Source organism: Ruegeria sp. C6, from assembly GCF_056537625.1.
Window position 1 is genome coordinate 256,101 of the sequence record NZ_JBQFRW010000004.1, and the last position, 18,874, is coordinate 274,974.

Consider the following 18,874-nt stretch of genomic DNA (forward strand, 5'->3'; position numbering starts at 1 on the left):
CACGAATCAGTTGGAGCATCTTCAGACAGAATCGTTTCTTTTGTCTCCCTCGATGAGGAGAAGTAAATTGAGATTAATTAGATTGGTTTTGGTGCTTATTGAAGTGCCACTAATAAGGTTTGTCTGAAGGCTTTCCAAAGCTTCCGATTACCCGACGGACATTTCTAGTCGGTGCCGCTACAAGTGCGGCGACTTTGCCGGGCGGGGCGCGTGCAGCAGAAGCGTTTACAGACCTTCACGTCGAAACAAAGTATGAAAAAAACAAACTAGTATTAGTCCAATTGCGCCTTAGCCAGGAGGAAAAGCAAAACTCATCTGCTAACCCAACGCTCACCTTTCGTCCCGAGACGTTCGCGCCATTGGGTTTGCCTGGTGATGATCGGCTCGAACTTCGGCTAGACGGTCTATCAGTAGTTGATCGAAACCAGGGAGAAGCAGTTGCCGCAGATACCGAACTAACAATCACAGTCCTAGGAGCAGATCATTTTCTGCATCGTGATCTTGGCGGCGATGGTCGCAGACTTTTCCATCAGTTCATTGTATTTAATGATCCGATCAGATCCGCAGACGGGACTTCGAAGAATCTGTGGCGAATTCGGCTACTGACCAACACCTGGGTTCATCGGTCTCGACGAACCGCCTTAGAATTCCCGGCATCACCATTTGATGGAGAACGCGTCTCTCCGCTTTACGATGTTATGAAAGGTGAGAAGGGGTTTTCTCTGATTATCGGTCCTGGCTGGGTAAGTGAAACTTTCAGCCGGATCAGCGGCGGACCATTGGGCACATCAAAGCGGTTTGTCGCCTCGTTGTATGCCGAAGGCTTCAGTACAGCGCTCTCTCTTCAAAGACAGATTGACAAGCAAACAGAATGGTTCTGGCAAGTACGGCCTTTAAATGAAGGGCTTGGCCAGATGACATTGGCCGACCAGGCAATCAGATTTCAATCGCTTCAATTTGGCTGGAAGCGTGGAAAGATTATTGAGGATCAGCAGAAGGCCGCAGATTCCTATTTCGAAATCCTGTCTGACCGAGGTGGTGCCGTGCGAGGGCCGCGCGCACTAGTCGGGCTTGAGCCGCGAAAGCGATGGGATGGAGAGGCTGACTTTTCCGCGCAGAGGTTTGAAACACCGTCGGATCTGGAAACTACTCTAACTGTCTCTGCTTTGAGAGGCCAAAACGAAAACCCACCTCGTCCGACGGTCAGGCTGCGGTTCAACACCGTTCGCAAGACCTCTGAATTAGATCAACCGGAACGTAGGAGCGTCACTATTGATCTGGAAAGTGAGTGGCGATTGTCTGTTCAAAGCAGGGAACAGCTTTTGGCGGATCTGAATTTGAACACCACCCTGCTTCAGAAGAACCCTGGTCCCGCACAGGCATTAGATGATGAGGCCCCGGCAACCACACCATCCCTCAAACTTCTGAGGCTTCCCCCAAACCGGGAATGGGTACTTGAGTTCCACGCGGATAATGATGAAGCCCGACCTCTTCCACTATACGAGGAATATGGGGTCGAAGTGGATGGGCCAGAACAGCTTCCGAAGACAAGCCTTAAAGTATTACCGCCCACCTCAGCCAACCGTGTGCCACAGCTCTCAACTGTCAGCTTCGGCCCTATCCACTTTCAAGCCGGTGTTTCCGTTCGAACCCAACTGACGAACGGTCAGGTTCGGATGTTTCGTTTGCAGGGAACGACGACCGGGTTGCCTGTTCAACTGCGGGACGCCGAGGTTTTCAGTAAAGCTGAAGCTCACGGGGAAGGACCCCGACCCTATCTTCTTCTTCAAGACGTCTTATCCGGCATTTACGACCCGAGAGGGGACGCAGATAAAAATCCAACCGACCCAAATCGTTTGTCGCTGCGTAGTGCCGGCCATATCATTGCAGATATTCCCCGAGATCGGCTTGCTACCGTGGCAGCAGCTCGGCCGGGCCTTGATGTGCCTCTCGGCAATGTGAACCTGAGGGTCAGCCGACCGCGTGATTTTCTTTCACTGAACTTTCGCTTCAGCAATATGCGCCTCTCGGCAACTGGAGAGAACGCCGAACTAGAGCTAAGCTCAGATATCTTCCGTGAAAATCGCTCAGCCACTTCTATAGATTCTTCGATGCGGCCGGTCATCAGGGCCGAATTCGCGGCTCAACACATGGCGGAAGAAGCCTATTTCAGGCAGGAGAACTTCGCCAAAGGATTACCCAGAGTCAATTTTTTCGACCTCGTCGAATATCTTCCTATCGAAGAACGCGCAGCAGAGATCGCCAGTCTTCATGGTCATTTCAATACCCTTCGCAAGGGCGATCGACAGAGTAAGATAGAGGCCAGGAAGGCGCTAAGAAAACATGCCGAGGCGATCTTGCTGATCATTGCTGATCTTCCGGAGAAGAGCACCAAACATCTGAGTGACGAAAAGAGTATACGCGCTTTACTGGAATTTAATTCGAAGCTTGTGAACCAGGCGGCGAAGGAAAACTATGCCCCAACCGGACGTTTGCCCGATGATCAACTCATCTATGTGGGGCCCGAAGACCTTGATCCTGATGTTGCTAAAACCGCGTGGGACATCGTCATCCCGGAATTGCTAACTGAAACTGCAAACCGGTTGATCAATCGACTTCTAAATGTAGAGGCGGACGTAGAGTTCGAAAGCCTGAAAGCTGCTATCGACAACCTCCCGCCTATTTCGATCAGCAACGTCAATGGCATCGACAAACTGAGTATTGAAATAGAGAAATTCACGGTCGACCCCGAAACGAAGGTCGGAGCTGCGATCAGCAATGATCTGGACGAATTGCCAAACGGCTTCGCCAACCCCGCTGTACAGAGTTTTGCGCTTCAGCAAAAATATGCAGAGCTCAAAGATGAAGTTGCGTCAGATTATGCTGCGTTCCGCGAGTTCTGGCGAAGCCACATCTTTCGACAGGAGGGATTGCCGAAAGATACTCTTGATAATTTTTCCGAATTTCACGCGGTGCGTGAGACAATTAATCATCCTCGCGCAAGGCAACTCTTCGTGGATGCTGTTTTCCTTTATTCAGATCCAGCCGGTGGTGCACTTGAGCCCTTCAAGGAGCGAACACGCGCACGCTGCTCAGGTCCGTCGCGTTTGGCTTTCGAATGGGACCCTCCTGGCCAACCCGGCGTGCAAGGTCCAAAGGTATTCAAATTGGACACATTGCTCGATTGGACAGATCGAACTGCGGCGGTACCCCGCCGCGCCGAAGTCAAGCACAAACGCGAGCCCGATGGCACCTTAGTTCGGGAAACGAATATTGCTGAGATTCTGCACCACCAAGGTATCGGGCGAGACGAGCACGGTCAGAGTACATCGGCCACACGGATGGCAGAAATATGGAGCGCCAGTTCAACACCGCCACACGACTTTGAAACCTCCATCGAGTTGCCGTTCCGACTAAATCTATCGCCAGCGCAAGATGCAATCTGGGTTTTGCCCCGTCCAGTTGAACCCGAGATTTATGAAGATGCCCCGGAAACTGAAGATTTTAATGAGCTGGAAGAGGCACCGCTTTGGACTGCTTCTTTGTCATCAGTCCAACCAAATCCGCTTCTGCGTGCGGTTTGGTCTGACGACTTTCGCCCCGAAACCTATCTAGCCCGCGCGGCCGTAGATGGCATTAGCGGCGACAACGACCCCTTGGCTAGATTGTATGAACCACCACCGCGAGGGCCGCTGGCGCCGTGGTCGCTGCCTCGGGTTAGGCGAAGGAATGGTGAAATCGAAGAGGCCGTCATTGTTGAGGAAACAGGACCTGAAAGTAATGGTCCTGATCTCTTTCGTGCAAGTCTGGACGCCCGTGATCGCGACGAACTGGTCAAAATTACTTCCGTTCCGGGTCAACCTGTTATGGGCAAGATCGACCCTACAACGCTGGAAATTCGAAACGATGCTGATGCGGTGGTGCCGCCAGATGGTTATGAACTGATTGACTTGCGTGTCGACACAGTAACCAATGCAGAAGGCAAGGAGTTGGAAGCGCTTGATAGCCATGCGATTTATCGCCCGAAGGCACTGAGGTTTAGTGAGCTAAGACTGTCTGCTTTGGGCGGCACACTAGATTTAGACACGAGTTTTGAACCAGCTGCTCCTGCGCAAACCCGCGACCGGCGACCTTTGTTTCCAGCCCCAACCATTAAGCGTTGGCGCCATCGCGCGGTTCTTGGACGTGATATCAAGGTTGAGGTTGTTTACAAAGGCTATCTGTTCCCGCTCGGAAACCACGCGGTTTTGGTCAAAGTAACCGAACGCAAATACATTCAACCACCGGCGAGCAGTAAAAGGGGACCGACCGCCTATCTGGTTCAACGTTTTTTTATTCGAGTTGCGCAGCCTGACAAAACGGTCTGGTACGACCAACCGGATGGTGGGCGCGGCTGGCCGGTCGAGAAGCTTACGCTGCTGACCCGTGAGACGCCGGATATTGTTGATCCTGACGAGCCTGTGCCGCTACCCAGCGACGGCGAGATCAAAGAAACTGCAAATGGTCGCATTCTGTTTGGACCGAAACGAAAAGGGCGAGTCTTCTGGCCACGCACTGCCCCTATCCAGACAGCTAACGTGCGCTTTGAACTACAGATCGATGATGTGCCCGATCGCATGGAGATGCCACTGATCTTCGTTGACGCCGAGGCTGCTCGCGACCCGGAAACCATTGCCAACCTTGTCGAATATTATAATGGCCTTGACGATCAGCCCCGTAACGAAGACGATTCGGACTGGGTTGCGAAGCTGTCGTCGACCAGCCGGCGAACCATTCGACAGGGTGGGACTGCACGCCGCTATGGCCCGGAAATCGAAGATGGAGACAGCCGATACGAAACTCTGGGCTGGATCATAGGCGCGCAAGGACGACCTGGTCGCTTTGTGGTACCACCTGGGGATTTCGCAGGTGAAAATGATGCTTTCAAACAGGGTAAGCGTGTCCGTGAAGAGCGGTTGAAATCTCTGGGTAGTCCGCGTCAAAATTACGATTTTGGACCACTCTTGACAGCCGGCGATCAGCCGCCCTTCTACCCATTCATCCAATTTACCCTACTTCGTCTCGACAGAATCGCGCGCCTAACCGGCGGTCGACGAGGACAGATTTGTATCGCAGCCTTCGACAAGGCGTTTCTTCTTAGAGGTTTGCCTGACCCAAACCCTGAAAAATTGTCGGGCGCCCAGGGGAACAGGCCCGAAATCGAGGCCATACTAGATATTCTAAGCGTAATATCGTTGGATGTCGGCCGGAAGGGCGACCGCATTGGTGCGATTGGCCGTCCTTCCGGATTCCTTGCCGTTTTGGCCCGCAAAGAGGGTCCGGTCACGTCGCGTTCACGCCTGACTGTTAACTCTGGCGAAGTTTATGGTGTGCCAGCGTTTGGCCAGGTACTGTCTCCAGCAAATTCTACCGGTGATGAGGCTAGCCTTTTGGTGCCTGGTGTCGGGCGCATAAACAACATTCGTTTCGTGCAGGCCCCGACCTCTGTATCGACAGTGCTTGAGCAGATCCTAGGCGACAATAACGCCAAGATTCTAGGCGTTTTCAAAATTACGGAGCTTCTGGATGTTCTTCTGGCCACACTTGCCGACAACGTTCCGCAAATCAGCGAAAGCCTTGATCAAGCTGGACAGAACCTTACTGAGCTCGTTCAATTCCTCAGGGGCACTGTGTTGCCAGAGTTGCTGGAGGGTATCGAGACCGTAGAAGAGACCTTCTTGAGCGCTGCGCTTGATCTAGGGATAGAACGACTTGAGATCAGGCGTGTTTATCCAGGTGTAGCAAGCGGTTTAACACGGCTTCGAGTGGCTGTCGAAAACGTTGCAAAGGAAGATAACGATGCCAAGGCTGCGAGCCTTAGCATGGCAATTCCGACTGCTGGTAAGGCACTTCTTGTGGCAATAGATCAGGTCGCGCACGATCCTATTTCCCCTCTCAAGTTGGAGTTACGAAATCTCTTCCTTGATGAACTTCGGCAAATTGAGGACCTACGCTCAATGGTCGAGCGACTCTCTGAACTTACCATAAATTTTGATGAATTTCTCACAGAGCAGAATATCGAGAAAGTAGTATTAGATGAGATAAGCTCAGCGATTGTCCAAAATCGTGAGATTATAGTTTTTGAAATTCAAAAGCTTCTTCCATTCTCAAGCCGCAGTGGTGCGGACGCAATAGATGAGAAATTCGATCGCATTACCGAAGAAATAATTACCATCCTCCTCGAGCAAGTAATCGACGAGGCATTTGAAACCAAAGTTAGTTTCGATGAGGTTTTTGAGGCGATACAGGAACTTGATCTACGCATACTACTTTTGAACTCCATCGAACAATCATCAGCACTTGCACAAATCGCAGCTGATTTTGAGGATGAAGCTGCTAATCTGGAAGGAGAAGCCTTACAGTATTGGGAAGCGTTGGTCGAGCTTCAGATTGCCGCCATACGTCTGGCCGAGCTAAAGCAAGGTGCGTCGACCGTGCTTGCTGCCCAAGTTGCCATCGAGCTTGCCAGACTACAAAACGAAGCGATTAAAACAGTCTTTGGCATTACACCTGAGGCTTTTAGTGCGCGAATAACCAACACCAAGATCAACTTTAATAAGATCCAAACTGAAACGAGCATCGAGGGAAAGATCGTCGCCATTGTCGACACATTTGCCGAAATTGATGCTCTGTTTGTGGCGGGCAGTTTTTCGACCGAAATCACCAACACTCTTGGCAATCTTGTCGATGAGGACGGGGTTCTGAGCGTAACCCGTCCGATACTAAATGCTTATAGCTGTGTCCTTGCGACGGCTAGTAGCATGGCCGGCGTTACACAACCTGTCGTCCCGATTACTGACCCTGCTTATCTCAAAACCACCGCAGAACCGATTGCCGAGTTCGAATCTTTGTTGAAAGAAACGGAAAGCACCGTTGAAGATATCAACGAAGCTCTTCAATTAGTCGATGCCGCACTGGCTCAAGGCCAATCCGATCTGCGACGCGAGATCGGTTTTAGTCCACTAAGAAGGTTTTTGCTGGGCGATGGCTCGGTGATTGGTGGGTTTCTTGCAGCTGAGCGCAGGTTTGTTGGTGAGTTTTTGGCCCTCGGGCTTGAGACGGAAGACGAACTAGCACAGATTCGCGATGCCGCCGAAAACATGCGGATCATTGCAGGAACACTGTGCGCCGACTTTGCACGGCAACAAGCCCGCGCAAACCGGGCTTACCAATCGTTCCTTGATGCCAAGCAAACCGCGCAAAATGCTATCGATACTGCAGAGGCCAACCCAAGTATCGAGACCTACGAAGCTCTGGTCGTTACATTCCCTAAAACGGAGCTTCTGGCCATGCTGCGCGCCTGGCCCGAATTGATCGAAGGTATGTTCGCGGCCTTGGAAAGGGCTGCGAATGCCTACAAAGTGACTTTTGATCAACTGAGCTTGGATGATTTCCAGAACGCGCAAGCCAAGATCAACGAACTGCTGAATGACGCCGCCCCAGCGAAGGTCCAATCGCTGGTCAATCTGAGGCGAGCGCTGATTGATTTGGCTGGCGAAGTTGAGGCCAATTTGGCTGGGCTGGCGCAGAGTTTGATCGAAATGGTGTTGATCGAGATTGACCGCCTTCCGAATATTGCCGCTCAAGCGGACGATGAAATCACCAAAGCGAGGATCGAAGTCCTTGAGCTTGTCACTGCAGCCGCAGCCGAACTCAATAGTTTGGCAGCCAACTACTCCATTCTTCACCCCATAGCAGAAGAGTTTTCAGCACTGCGGGTTGAACTTTCGGAGATCAAGCAGCCTGAAACGATTAGGACGAGACTGGGTGAGATCTCCTCGGCCTTAAAAGCGTTCGAAACTGCACGTGGTGGTAGCCTTGAGGACCGCTTTGAAGCGGTAGACGCAATCAAAAAGGCGCTCAGATTCGATGCCAAAAATGCCGTCAAAAGTCTTCTAGATGAAATCAAGGACACCGCTGGTTCTGCCGCAGAGAATGTGCGCGATGTCGTCATTGCAGATGCCGCTCACACTCTCGCGTCACTACAGACCAGTCTTGATTCGCAGGTCGGCCAAGCCATCGACTTTGTAGTAGGAACGGTTTTCCAGGCAGGTAGATTGGATGCGGGAGAGGCGTTTTTTGATGCTCTTGCTAAGACACGGTTTACGATCCTTTCCACTATGACGAGTGAAACAGAAAGCTTTTTGAATCAGGCGCTAGAGTTCCTAGGCATCCCGCTTGCTCCCGGATCACAGCCGATCGATGCACGTCATCTGTTCGTCGCTGTTAGCGATCCCGATCTGCCTCTGGAAAATGTCTACAGTCAGAAGGTCGGGTTTCTGAAAGTGTCCCAAACACAGCCAGCAGATTTGTTGGCGGAAGAGCAGAGCTGGATTTCCACGCTAAATTCCGATGATCCTGGTTCAGAGAAGACACGTGCGCTTCGCACCATAGTCGCGCGCTGGTCCGCCGACGCCAGCACAATTTCCTTGTTTCAGATCGTGGAAAGCATTGACACGACTCTCAATCAGATAATTCGCTCGGATATTTCTACCCTGATCGACTTGGGCAATGTGCGTCAACTCATCGAGACCCAGATACGCAAAATCGTTCCGACTAGGCTGACCACTACCATGCGCTTCAACGCGCCAATCCGTGGTTTCGGTGGCATTTTTGAACCAACTCCGGGTGAGCCTGGTTCATTCGGGGTTGTTTCAAAGACCACAATTGATGTCGGTGACGCGATCTTTGGTGACGGCTCGTCGAACCTCCCAGTTGAGGCAAACGCCGAAGCCATCCTCTCGCCATTCAAAATTAAGCTACTTGGCGGGTTCGATGCCATCACACTCTATTTCTCCGAAGCGCGTATGGGATGGCAACTTGGGCGCGATCCGACTTTTTCCATCGATTTTGTTCGCTACGAAATCGGTAAGGAGCTGGAGTTTGTCCAAGAGTTGGCAAAATCACTCTCGGCAAGCTCCGGCGGTGCCTATGTGAAACCTGCAACCAGTGTTTTGGGGATCGAGGCGGGTTATAGGCTCAACATTGCTGCCATCAATTTGGGCGGTGTGACATTCATGAATATTGGCCTATCGGCACTGGCCATTTTACCCTTCGAAAACCGAAAGGCGCTGTTTGGTGCCGCTTTGTCATCAAGGCATGATCCTTTTGTTATCATTGCAGGAATTTGGGGTGGAGGTGGGCACTTTCAGCTTACTTCTGACGGGCGGCGCATCACGGGCTTCGATGCGAGCTTTGTTTTTGGTGGCGGCGGGGCCATAGCCTATGGCCCGCTAACGCTGGAAGGGCGCGTGACCGTTGGCGTCTTCATTCGCAAGATGGGCAGCTTCACCGAAATGTCGGGTGATTTTTTTGCGGGTGGGTCCGGTCGGGTCGCGATATTCGGAATTTCAGCTAGCCTGCTCGTTACGATGGGGATGGATGGTTCAGGCTCAATGACAGGATCAGCCGTCTTCACATTCTCGTTCTCTGTCGGAATCGCTAAAGTCGAATTCTCGATCACGCTCTTCAAAAAAGAGGGCAAGGGTTTCTCCTCTGCCGGTGCCGAACAATCGGCGAGTCTATGGGGGCCAAACCCAGTGCGTTACGCCAGTCTGAATGGGCCCGACAAACCGTCTTCCACCGCTGCCATACGCGTTAATACGCGCAGACAAGACCAAGACTACCAGGTCTGGAAAAGCTATTTCGCCAGCCATCGTGCAAGGAGCTACGCAATTGATCCCAGCAAACGGTAATATCACCGAACCAGACGCAAAGGTCGACGTACTAGCCCGAACGGTGCCAAGTGGAGTATTCGGCGACGACGTCAAAATCACCTTGGCATTGCGTCCTCTCAAAGACAGCGGGGACGGTGTGCTGCCCGTCTCAATCTGGCCACAGAAAATTGACCAAATTGTGGATCGCGCGCTTGGAACAGCCTTCGAAATAGCTGTGATCCCCTCTGACGCGAATGCAAAACTCCTGCCTCCTCCAAAACAGTCGGATCGCAGGATTGGTGCCGCGCTCTGGAACAGACGCTCCGACGCATCGGATGCGTGTTTGCTGTGGGATAAACTGATCCCTGAAACGAATGACGGCAAAGGCAATTGGGCTTCCTTGATCAAGGGATTGAACACTTTCGACGAGGCGATGAAAAAGGGCCCTCCTGTTTCGATGGTTTGCATGTCGGGTAAAGAAGGCGACATCGCATTGCTGACCAAGATGGCACGCGCGATAGAAGCACTTTATCTTGCGCTCTCGAATGATCCTGTTGCAGCACGCGCGACTTTATCCGAAATCGCCCGGTCAAGTGCAGAAACCGCCCTCAGCAGCTGGACAGAATACAAAGAACTACTTGCCGAACTTGACGCAAAAGAAAGCGACGAACAGGCGATTGGCACAGATATCCAGGTCAAGGGCAGCGACGTAACCCAAATTGACACCCTTGCTAAGAAACGCAAGATGGCGGTGGCCGCACTTGATGAGGCGCGTGCCGCATGTGCGGTGACGCAAGGCGAAGGGGCTGGTACCTGCGGCTCCGAGGTGATCGCGGAAATTGCGAAGAAAATCACCGAACAGCTTGATACTGAAAGCTGCGCCTGCTCGCATCTGAACGGAAATATTGCTTCGATTTACAAAGAACTACTTTCATTGCGGAAGCAATTTCTGCTGGCGAACGCGATTGGTGAGATCGAATTCGCAGAGCTGCAGCGCTCGGTAAAAGCGCGCGACAGCAGCGACGAAGAATCAAAGCAATACAAAAAACCTGACGAAGATTTAGCGACTGAAGGAAAGCTCAAAAAACCTAACTTGGCAGCCAAGCGGTTGTTCAATCTTGACGAAACGCCAGACCTCGGTCGCTTGTTTCGAACCTTTGTAGATCTCAAGATTGATGCCACTGAACTCGCGTTGGAATTGGGAGGTCAGGATGGTGAGGTTTTTTGCTTCATACGTTTCGCATCTAATGAGTTAGCGGTCAGCCAGCAAAACCGCTGCATTTGGACCTTGGCGAAAGCGCGGATCAATGGGGGTAAGGTCGTGCAGTTTCTGCCAACAACTCGCGAAGAAGTCATCCTGCGCATTGCAGGTGTTGATTCAGATGAGATTTCTCGCGCCCTCACCCAAAGTAATGGGGTGTTTTTGTTAGGAGCCCGAACAAAAAAGGGGCGCCCGAGGTTTGAGACCGTTTCCATAGATGTACAGTCGGCTGCTCAGGATGCAGGCAGCCGGGCCGATCGGTTGATGGGACTCGTGGGCGATACGATGAGACGTAGTGAAGCAGACCCAACCGAAGAGTGGAACGAAGCCGTTGACACTGAATACATCGAACCTTCTTGTTTACGCTCCGGCGGACTATCAGTTCTGAACTTCGCTTGCTCTTCGGAGTTGTCCCGCCAGGTTGGCGCATCTCGTGCGGCATGCACGCAGAACTCCGAAGCACGATATGTCGATGCGACCGATTTGACGGTAGGTCGATTGCCGACCTATGGCTTGTTGCATCGCGACGAGAACGACAATGACATCACAACTTGGCACCTTCTAACCGCTCGGCGAATTCACTACGGCCAAACCAAGCTTGCTGGGATTGACGATGTTGACGCTTTGATTGCCCCTTTTTATCGACCGGGTGAACGCAAATTTGCACAAGCCGCGGTTGATCGATCAGTGCCGCAGGCGAAGCTTTTGGGCGAAGGAGCCCAACGCAGTTTAATCGCAAAAGTTAGTGAGGCGGAGCTGTCCTACCTCGGTGATCCGATGGGAATTGAGACGGGGTTGTCGGAACGCGATTGTCCAATTGACCCCGAGCAAGACATCTCGATGAATCGTGAAATAGACCTGCTCAGCGCTGCGGATGAAGATGTCTCGGAATCCGATTTGGTCGCGCCTTTGCGTTTCGGCCAACCCGGGCGTCTTGGTTTTCGCGCAGTATATCTTGGAGGCGGCACATTAGACGCTGAAAGTGCGCGCCAAGCGTTTCTCGATACTCCCAATGCCGCGCTTCCGCCCCAGGATGATCCGAATGTGCCGGTGGAAGGGCGCCGCTTCCTTCGCAGTGAAGCAATCGCACCGGTTAGTGTGGCGATACCCAAATCCGAAGCTGATGAAGAAATTCGGCGTTACCGGGTTGATAATCCTTCGGACTACCTGCCCCAAACATCTGGTACCGTGATCCTGCGATCGCGCGTAAACGACGACGCCACCTTTGATCTTATTGGATCCGACACAATAACCAGGATCGTCTTGCCGTCGTTCTTGAATTTGGAAGCTGCAGAACAACACGGATTGTTTGATGAGGTCGGCCCCTATTGGTTCAACGTTGTGAACCCTCGTATCGAATCTGTATCAGACCTGCCCCCCTGGCGTACGGCCTATCATCGGCGTGTCACAGTAGATCGCCCGCGCGATGGTCTTCGTGATATTCATATGGACGCAGGCTGGGGCGGTGCCCCGATCTTGCGCCATGATCTGGGCGCGGCGGCGGACCGAAACGCGATTGTCAGCGCTGCTTTTGATGACGGGGCAGATTGGCTGAAAGCGATGCGCGAATGGTCGCGCGATCTAGAACGCTGGCAGAAAGCTGGCGCGCCGGCTGGGAAACAGCCGCCGCTACCAGAAACACCAACAGGCGATACTGTTTTTGCTTCCAGAAGGACGAAAACACTGCGCCTTGGTCGGACGGTTCCTTGTTACCCGGATCCGATGGCCTCCGAACTGGTGATCCGCCTGCGCAAGCCTGAGACCGCTGTCGGTGAAGACGGCGACGTCGCGCTTTGTGTAGCTTTCGTAGAAGTTGCCAGATACCCGGAGGTCCAACCCATCGCCCTGCGTTTGAAGCGGGAGACAAAACTCAAGGCTCCTGAAATAGAAAAATCAAAAACACTTGCTTTGGTGGAAGGCGTCACTTGCTGCGAGGTGATATTGAAGATTCCGGCCGGGAGTACTTACATGCTCGATCTTTGGTGCCGACCTTCCGTTGATGCCCTGACCGGATGGTCTGAGCTGGTTGATACAGCTGCAACTCTTCGAGAAACGGGTGCCTTTTGTGAGACGTTGGGGGATATTGGGGAGCTGTTCGGCTCGTGTGAAAACAACGAGCAAGGCGAACAGAATTGCGGCCTGCTTGGTCAGCGAGCTCCGAGTCATGCAGCCTTAACAGAACTGGCGAAACAACTTTATTCAGCGCTTGCGACGCGACCCATTCCCGAACTCTCCCGTGTGCGTTCAATTGATGTCCGCCACGCAATAACGCGACCCGCGCGTGTGCCGATCGACGTTCCGGCTTTAGAGCAGACTTCGCTGAACCTCCGGCGAGTGACTGAGGACCTTCCGGATATGATGCGAGCATTGGGACCCGCCGTAACCGATACTATCGAACGGCTACCCTCGGGTTGGTTTGCTTCGTCTGACCACCAAGACGCCAATGTAATAACAGGCGGAACCGAGGTCGATCTGGGCGGCTATCTCGAGCTAGATTTAAGTTCAACTAGCGCGTTCGAGATTTTGGCAGAGGCGATAGCCATCAAAGGTGGTGCTTTCGATGATACTGGCCGAACTCGTGGTATTGCCAGCATCCAGCGCGGTGAGTATCCTAAGTCCGAAAAGGCAGAGTCTACGCAGTTCCAGAAAACTGGCGAAATTTATGGCTTTAAGATAGACCGGAAAGGCCGGCCCAGTTTCCGGTCTGATGTCGCATCCTGGGCGCAATTCACCAACCTGCCCAAATCAGTTCCCATGCCAGATGACAAGGTTGGGGGACGTGAGTTGGTTTCCCTGCATTCGCTTTTTGGTCGTGAGGTTGAGGGCAACGCACCCGGCGATATCGATGCGCGAATAACTCCTCTGTTTGCAGATACACGCGCGCGTCACGTCAAGCTGCAATTCCGCGCGATCAGTCGGTTTGAGGCAGATTTTACGTCGCGCCCAACGATTGCCGGCAGTACGTTTGTGCCCGGTGAACCGCTGGAAGATGTCCTTCCCCTAGATGGAATTAAGACCGTTTCGGTTTGGCTTCCTGCATCTGAGAGACCGGCCAAACCTGTTCCGGCGGCAGAAGCGCATCCAAAAATCGCCGAAGTTCTTTCTAAAGAGGCCAAACCGTTTCCGCATATGACCAGCAAGCGGGTCTCGCGTGTCCGCTTGTGGCTCAAGAGACCATGGTTTAGCTCCGGTGAAGGCGAAAAACTTGGAATCGTCATTTGGCCACCGATGGATAGAAAAGCCGAAACCGTGGCCTTGGGGTTGAAAAAAACCGGGCGGGAATTATTCGTGCGACCCTCGGTCGCTGATAGTCCGGAGCCACGTCGGGAAATCGACTGGATGGCCCTTGACGCATTCGAAGAGCGGCATATGACCGGCGCCGGTCAATTTGTTTCCCGCTGGGGCTCTGACCCGGCGGAAGAGTTCCCGAGCCGAGGTTGGCGGAATTGGATCATTCCAAAATCGGTCTTCGCGGATTTTCTGTTTCCCAGTACAATAGAAGATACTGTCGCGCGTCGACCGGATGCTACTTTTGTTCCCAACGTCGCAATGCCAATTCCTGAAACGAAAGAAGCTGATGACGAAGCGCAGAAGGAAACTGACGACGAGAAAGAAGAGCAAGGCAAATACGACGCGCCAGAACCACGTCGTCAGCGCTATCTCAATGTAGATTTGCTTACCTACGAACCGCGCTTTGATATAGACCGAGAGCAGTGGTATGTCGATGTGACCCTTGATCCCGGGCCGATGATTGCCCCCTTCATTCGTCTGGGCGTTGTCCGCTACCAGGAACACGCGCCGCGCGATCTGCAAGTTTCGGAACCCGCTGAACCCTATCATTTCCAACTTCTTACCAACCGCGAAGCGCGTGCTGAGCGTCTTCCTCCGATGCCAGACCAGACGGGCACTACCGAATGGGTACCGATCCCAGTCAAAGTCACTGGTCCGGCAACTTTCGACCTGTCATTTGAGGCCGGCGAACGCCTGGATGAAAAGGTGTTTACACAAATGCACTTCCAACTCATTGGGCGAGATCGAGAATCGGGAATAACAAAGATCTCGGCGGAAACATCTGCCTTGCCCAAACAATCGCATAACGGGCTGGCAAAGTGGTCGACTGAGTTTCGGTTGCGAAAAAGTGTGGTTGATGATGCCGGTCTGGATTTTAGCATTTTGATCGAAGAACGCGCATATCGTCCGCCGACGACCTATGACACCGAGAATCCCGAACCAAGGATCGCCTCGGCTAACAGCCGTAGGTATATGGCCAAATTGCCAGTCCCAATGCTTGAAGACAACCGACGCCATCCCACGATACAGTAACCATGGAGAATATTATGCCGATTGCTAAAGCACTTTTGACAACCTTCGTGATTTCCTTGTTCGGTGTTCAAGTTGCGGCAAAGGATTCCGGGGATAAACGTGATGTCATAGACAAGGTGATCATTCATACAATCGGTGGACCAATAGCCGATTGCCCCAATGGAGTATTAGAATTCTCTGGAGCCGGAAACGATGCTGCGTTCTGGAAGGAATGGTTTGAAAAACAGCCTGTAGTCGGCATCCATTTCATAATCGACCAGAGCGGAACTCAGGTAGAATCGATATCGACTGATGAGGTTGCTAACCATGCGATCGGGCACAATCAATCCTCGATCGGAATCGAGTTGGTGCACCGCGGTAATGGGAAAGACGAATTTCCGGATGCGATGATGAGCGCGTTGAACAGTCTGTTGACCGAGCTTGCAGTGCGCCATGATCTGAAGCGAAATCAGTTTATGGCACACAGCGCCGTAGATGATCGAACCTTCGACTGCGGTGGCAATACGTACAAAGTAAAAATGGATCCGGGCGAAAACTTCCCTTGGGATGCAGCCCTTTCCGGCATCGATTGATACCCTACAGATTCATAGTCCGCAGCCCTAGTGTTGGTGTTAATTTGAAGTCACCGTACAGGATTGTCACGTGATTTTCAGCCGGGGACATAAAACATTTTCCCTAATCAATAAGGGCTTCGCGGAAGCAAGCCCCAACAGAATGCGTTGATCGAAAGCTTAAACGGCAAGCTGCGTGATGAATGCCCGAACGAGACGCTCTTCAACTCGTCAGCTGGTGGATCGGAATTGTATCTTCCCATCAATAGATTTGGTCGGTGCGTATGGTCAGTCCATCACTTAGTGGCACGCGACTGCATTGTCCGGTTGTTTCCAGTAGCAGAATGCCAATTGGGTGCGCTCAAAAACAAGCAAGAGCGTCAGGACAAGCCCTATAACCAAGGTGAGATAGATGAGCATCTGAAATGCTCTAAAGCGGATGCGAGTCTCCAAACTCTTTTCGAAATACTGGAGCCTCGGAAAATTGTTCTGCTCTACCCATTGTGTCTCAGAGAATTCTTGAACTCTGCCTGGACAAGTCAATCGATAAAGGGAAGATGCGATGGTCAAAAACACTGTCGTGATCAACACATTAACCAGACCGTACGGCACTTCTATCGGCTCGACCAAAAAGCTCAACTCGTTATAGTATATGTTTGCGAAACCAATGGCATTTATGAGCGACAACGAACTCAAAAATCCAATCCACGACACTCCAAACAGTGGAATAGCGCTAATAAAGCGGATCAGTGACCAATCGAAGAATCGATCTACTGTGCTCTTACGAACTGTGTCTGTACCGTCGTTAAGCTGTTTGTGAACTCCTGCTTGATATCTATTCCTATGGAGCCTGATACCCGCGAAATTCGCCTCGCTAAAGTTTGCGTTGTCTAACTCGCTTTCGTCTATTGTTGCCCCGTTTAGCTCTGCCAGAATGAACCACGAATTCGAAAGGTCGCACTTTGCAAAGCGAGCGGACGATAACCGACATCCACAAAAGTTCGAATCCACAAGGGAGCAATCTGCAAAAAACGCTCCGCTCAGGTCGGTTGGTTGATCAAGGGTTCCATGGGAAAACACAACTCCATCAAGGTTCAAACCCAAAATTAGACAATTCCTCAAGTCTAAAGCGCCCAAAATTTCCGACTTCAGTTCTGCAGTCTCCGCTCGCTCAATGCGTTCATAAACTTCTTCTAATAGGATGTCTTTGCCGACTAGCGTTTCAGAAGGCGCACGGTATTCGGATATGTCGTCGTAAGTTACTTCGCTAGCTTCGATCATGCATGCATTCTAGTAGTCAAGGAGCCTAGTCAGTGCATTTGACTGTAGCCACGCAGCGTGGGACCGTCTAGTTTGCCGGGCCGACATTCCACGGCTTCGGCTTGATCACGACAGCGGACATTGGCGCAACCGCAGCGAAATTGTGCTTCGTCCGCACTGCGGTCATTACCGGGCAGAGTCTCGAATGGCACGCTACCGCAACCAGTGGATGTTTGATCGCGTCGTAACAAACTGCGAACATCGCTGAACGGGTGTTATGTGAAGCGATCTCAGGTTGAGTGGTCCGTCCGTCCACAGCCTACCGGCCCGATCACCTAACACCATATTAAGCGGCTTTTTCCCGCCCCATTGATCTTGTTCGCCCAGTCCGATATTCAGACCGGCTGCGTTTTCGGCCGTCTATCCGAGCCCAGCCCAAAACCAACGAGCCAACCGATGGAGGGTGCCATGTAGTTCAGAAACTGCATGAAAGGCCAATGACATGGCCCATTACAAACGCAAACGTCCCCGTACCGTGCTTGGGAACGGGTACTCACGCCTAGGTCTGAGCCGTCGTCTCGGAAAAGACCCGGATGATGTCCGGTGGCTTGGCAATTGGCCACGCTATCACGACATCACCTGTCACACGCGTCCAACGAGACGCAAATCCAAGGCTCTTGCATTCGGCATCCTGAAAGGCGCTGATCCTGACGATCTAGTCTGGCCCGATGGGCGCAAGCCCCACCACTATTATTGGTGAGTATGTGCGGCGGAAGCATTCCATAACTCCGCCGCGCACTTTGGCTCAGGTGGCGGTTGAGACGACCGAAGCAGTTTGGCCCGTTGCGGCCATCGTTAGATCACGAACCGAGTCCCGCGTCTTTTCTCACTATGTTCCGCAGCAAGTTATTGCCCTCGGTCATGAGGTCGTGGCGATATTCGTTCTTTTTTACTACGGATGCCCACGCCATTTGATCTTGTATGAATTCATCAATGACCGCTATGCGCTGTCCGCGGCCCATTTCCTTGGTTTTGCTTTTTAAAGTCAAAAGCCTGTCAATGTGCCCTACTAGGTTGGGAGACAGGTCCTGATCTTTCATGAGATCATGCAGGTTCATGGGCGGCGGCGTGTCGGGTATCTGCCGGATCCACGAGATCGCCAAAGCGGGTCTCAGGATGTAGAAATACGTTTTGAAGCTCACATCCTGGCTCTCACCAACATGCTTGTCCCACTGTTTCTGTGCCAGGTTGCGATAGTGGTGCAGACAGGATTCGCCGAAGGTCGTCTTGGCTGCGAAGGCAATCAGCCGTTCACATATCGCATCATTCCATCTGTACCTGATAGGACTGGATAACCATTCCAACATCACGGGGTTAGGTTTGATCAACAAACCAAGTGCTTTACGAATATCCCACCCGTTAATGTCCCAATCGCCCTCGATCGGCAGTTCGATAACATCACGACCGGGCTCAATGCTCAGATACCAGTCTGGCCGATGTACGTAGATGAAGCGTACATCATAATCACTGTCGGGAGACGGGAAACCCCATGCACGGCTACCGCTTTCAATGGCGAACAGCACTCGGACATCATGATCCGCTTCTAAAGCGGTAAGCTTAGATTGGATGACCTGCTCGATCTCAGGCGAAACGCTGGACGCGAAAGTTAGACGGTTCATTGGGTTTCTCGCAGTATCAAGACGGCCATCTGGAAAGGTACATCATGGTTTTTTTAACAAGACCTGAGGGAGCAACCGCGGCGCTGTGGCTACTGAGACAGTTGG

General features: G+C 52.2%; 6 protein-coding genes and 1 pseudogene. 5 read left to right on the forward strand and 2 right to left on the reverse strand.

All coding sequences use genetic code 11. The features are described from left to right. The first annotated feature begins 119 nt into the window (after positions 1-119). From ACR0MJ_RS15155 to ACR0MJ_RS15170, 4 genes and pseudogenes are all read left to right on the forward strand, one after another. Positions 120-9,734, forward strand: coding sequence for a coiled-coil domain-containing protein (locus tag ACR0MJ_RS15155; RefSeq protein WP_480761587.1), 9,615 nt, complete (start codon positions 120-122; stop codon positions 9,732-9,734). Between the two features lie 454 nt (positions 9,735-10,188). Next, positions 10,189-15,279 carry a hypothetical protein gene (locus tag ACR0MJ_RS15160; protein WP_480761589.1) on the forward strand — a complete coding sequence of 1,697 codons (5,091 nt, stop codon included), beginning with the start codon at positions 10,189-10,191 and terminating at the stop codon, positions 15,277-15,279. A gap of 14 nt (positions 15,280-15,293) precedes the next feature. Then, positions 15,294-15,851 (forward strand): N-acetylmuramoyl-L-alanine amidase, encoded by a 558-nt coding sequence (locus ACR0MJ_RS15165; protein ID WP_480761590.1) that lies wholly within the window; start codon positions 15,294-15,296, stop codon positions 15,849-15,851. 129 nt (positions 15,852-15,980) lie between these two features. Further along, a pseudogene (locus tag ACR0MJ_RS15170) lies at positions 15,981-16,061 on the forward strand (integrase core domain-containing protein); the annotation flags it as partial. Between the two features lie 69 nt (positions 16,062-16,130). Here the strand turns inward: ACR0MJ_RS15170 and ACR0MJ_RS15175 are convergent. Continuing rightward, entirely contained in the window at positions 16,131-17,111 is a 981-nt protein-coding gene (locus ACR0MJ_RS15175; protein WP_480761592.1) for a pentapeptide repeat-containing protein, read from the reverse strand. Between the two features lie 481 nt (positions 17,112-17,592). On the opposite strand from ACR0MJ_RS15175, the gene ACR0MJ_RS15180 reads away from it, so the two are divergent. After that, positions 17,593-17,850: a hypothetical protein gene (locus tag ACR0MJ_RS15180; RefSeq protein ID WP_480761593.1), complete on the forward strand. Its 258-nt coding sequence runs from the start codon at positions 17,593-17,595 to the stop codon at positions 17,848-17,850. 100 nt (positions 17,851-17,950) lie between these two features. On the opposite strand, the gene ACR0MJ_RS15185 is transcribed toward ACR0MJ_RS15180, so the two are convergent. Beyond that, on the reverse strand, positions 17,951-18,769 hold the full coding sequence (locus tag ACR0MJ_RS15185; protein ID WP_480761594.1) for a nucleotidyltransferase domain-containing protein: 819 nt from the start codon (positions 18,767-18,769) through the stop codon (positions 17,951-17,953). Positions 18,770-18,874 lie beyond the last annotated feature (105 nt).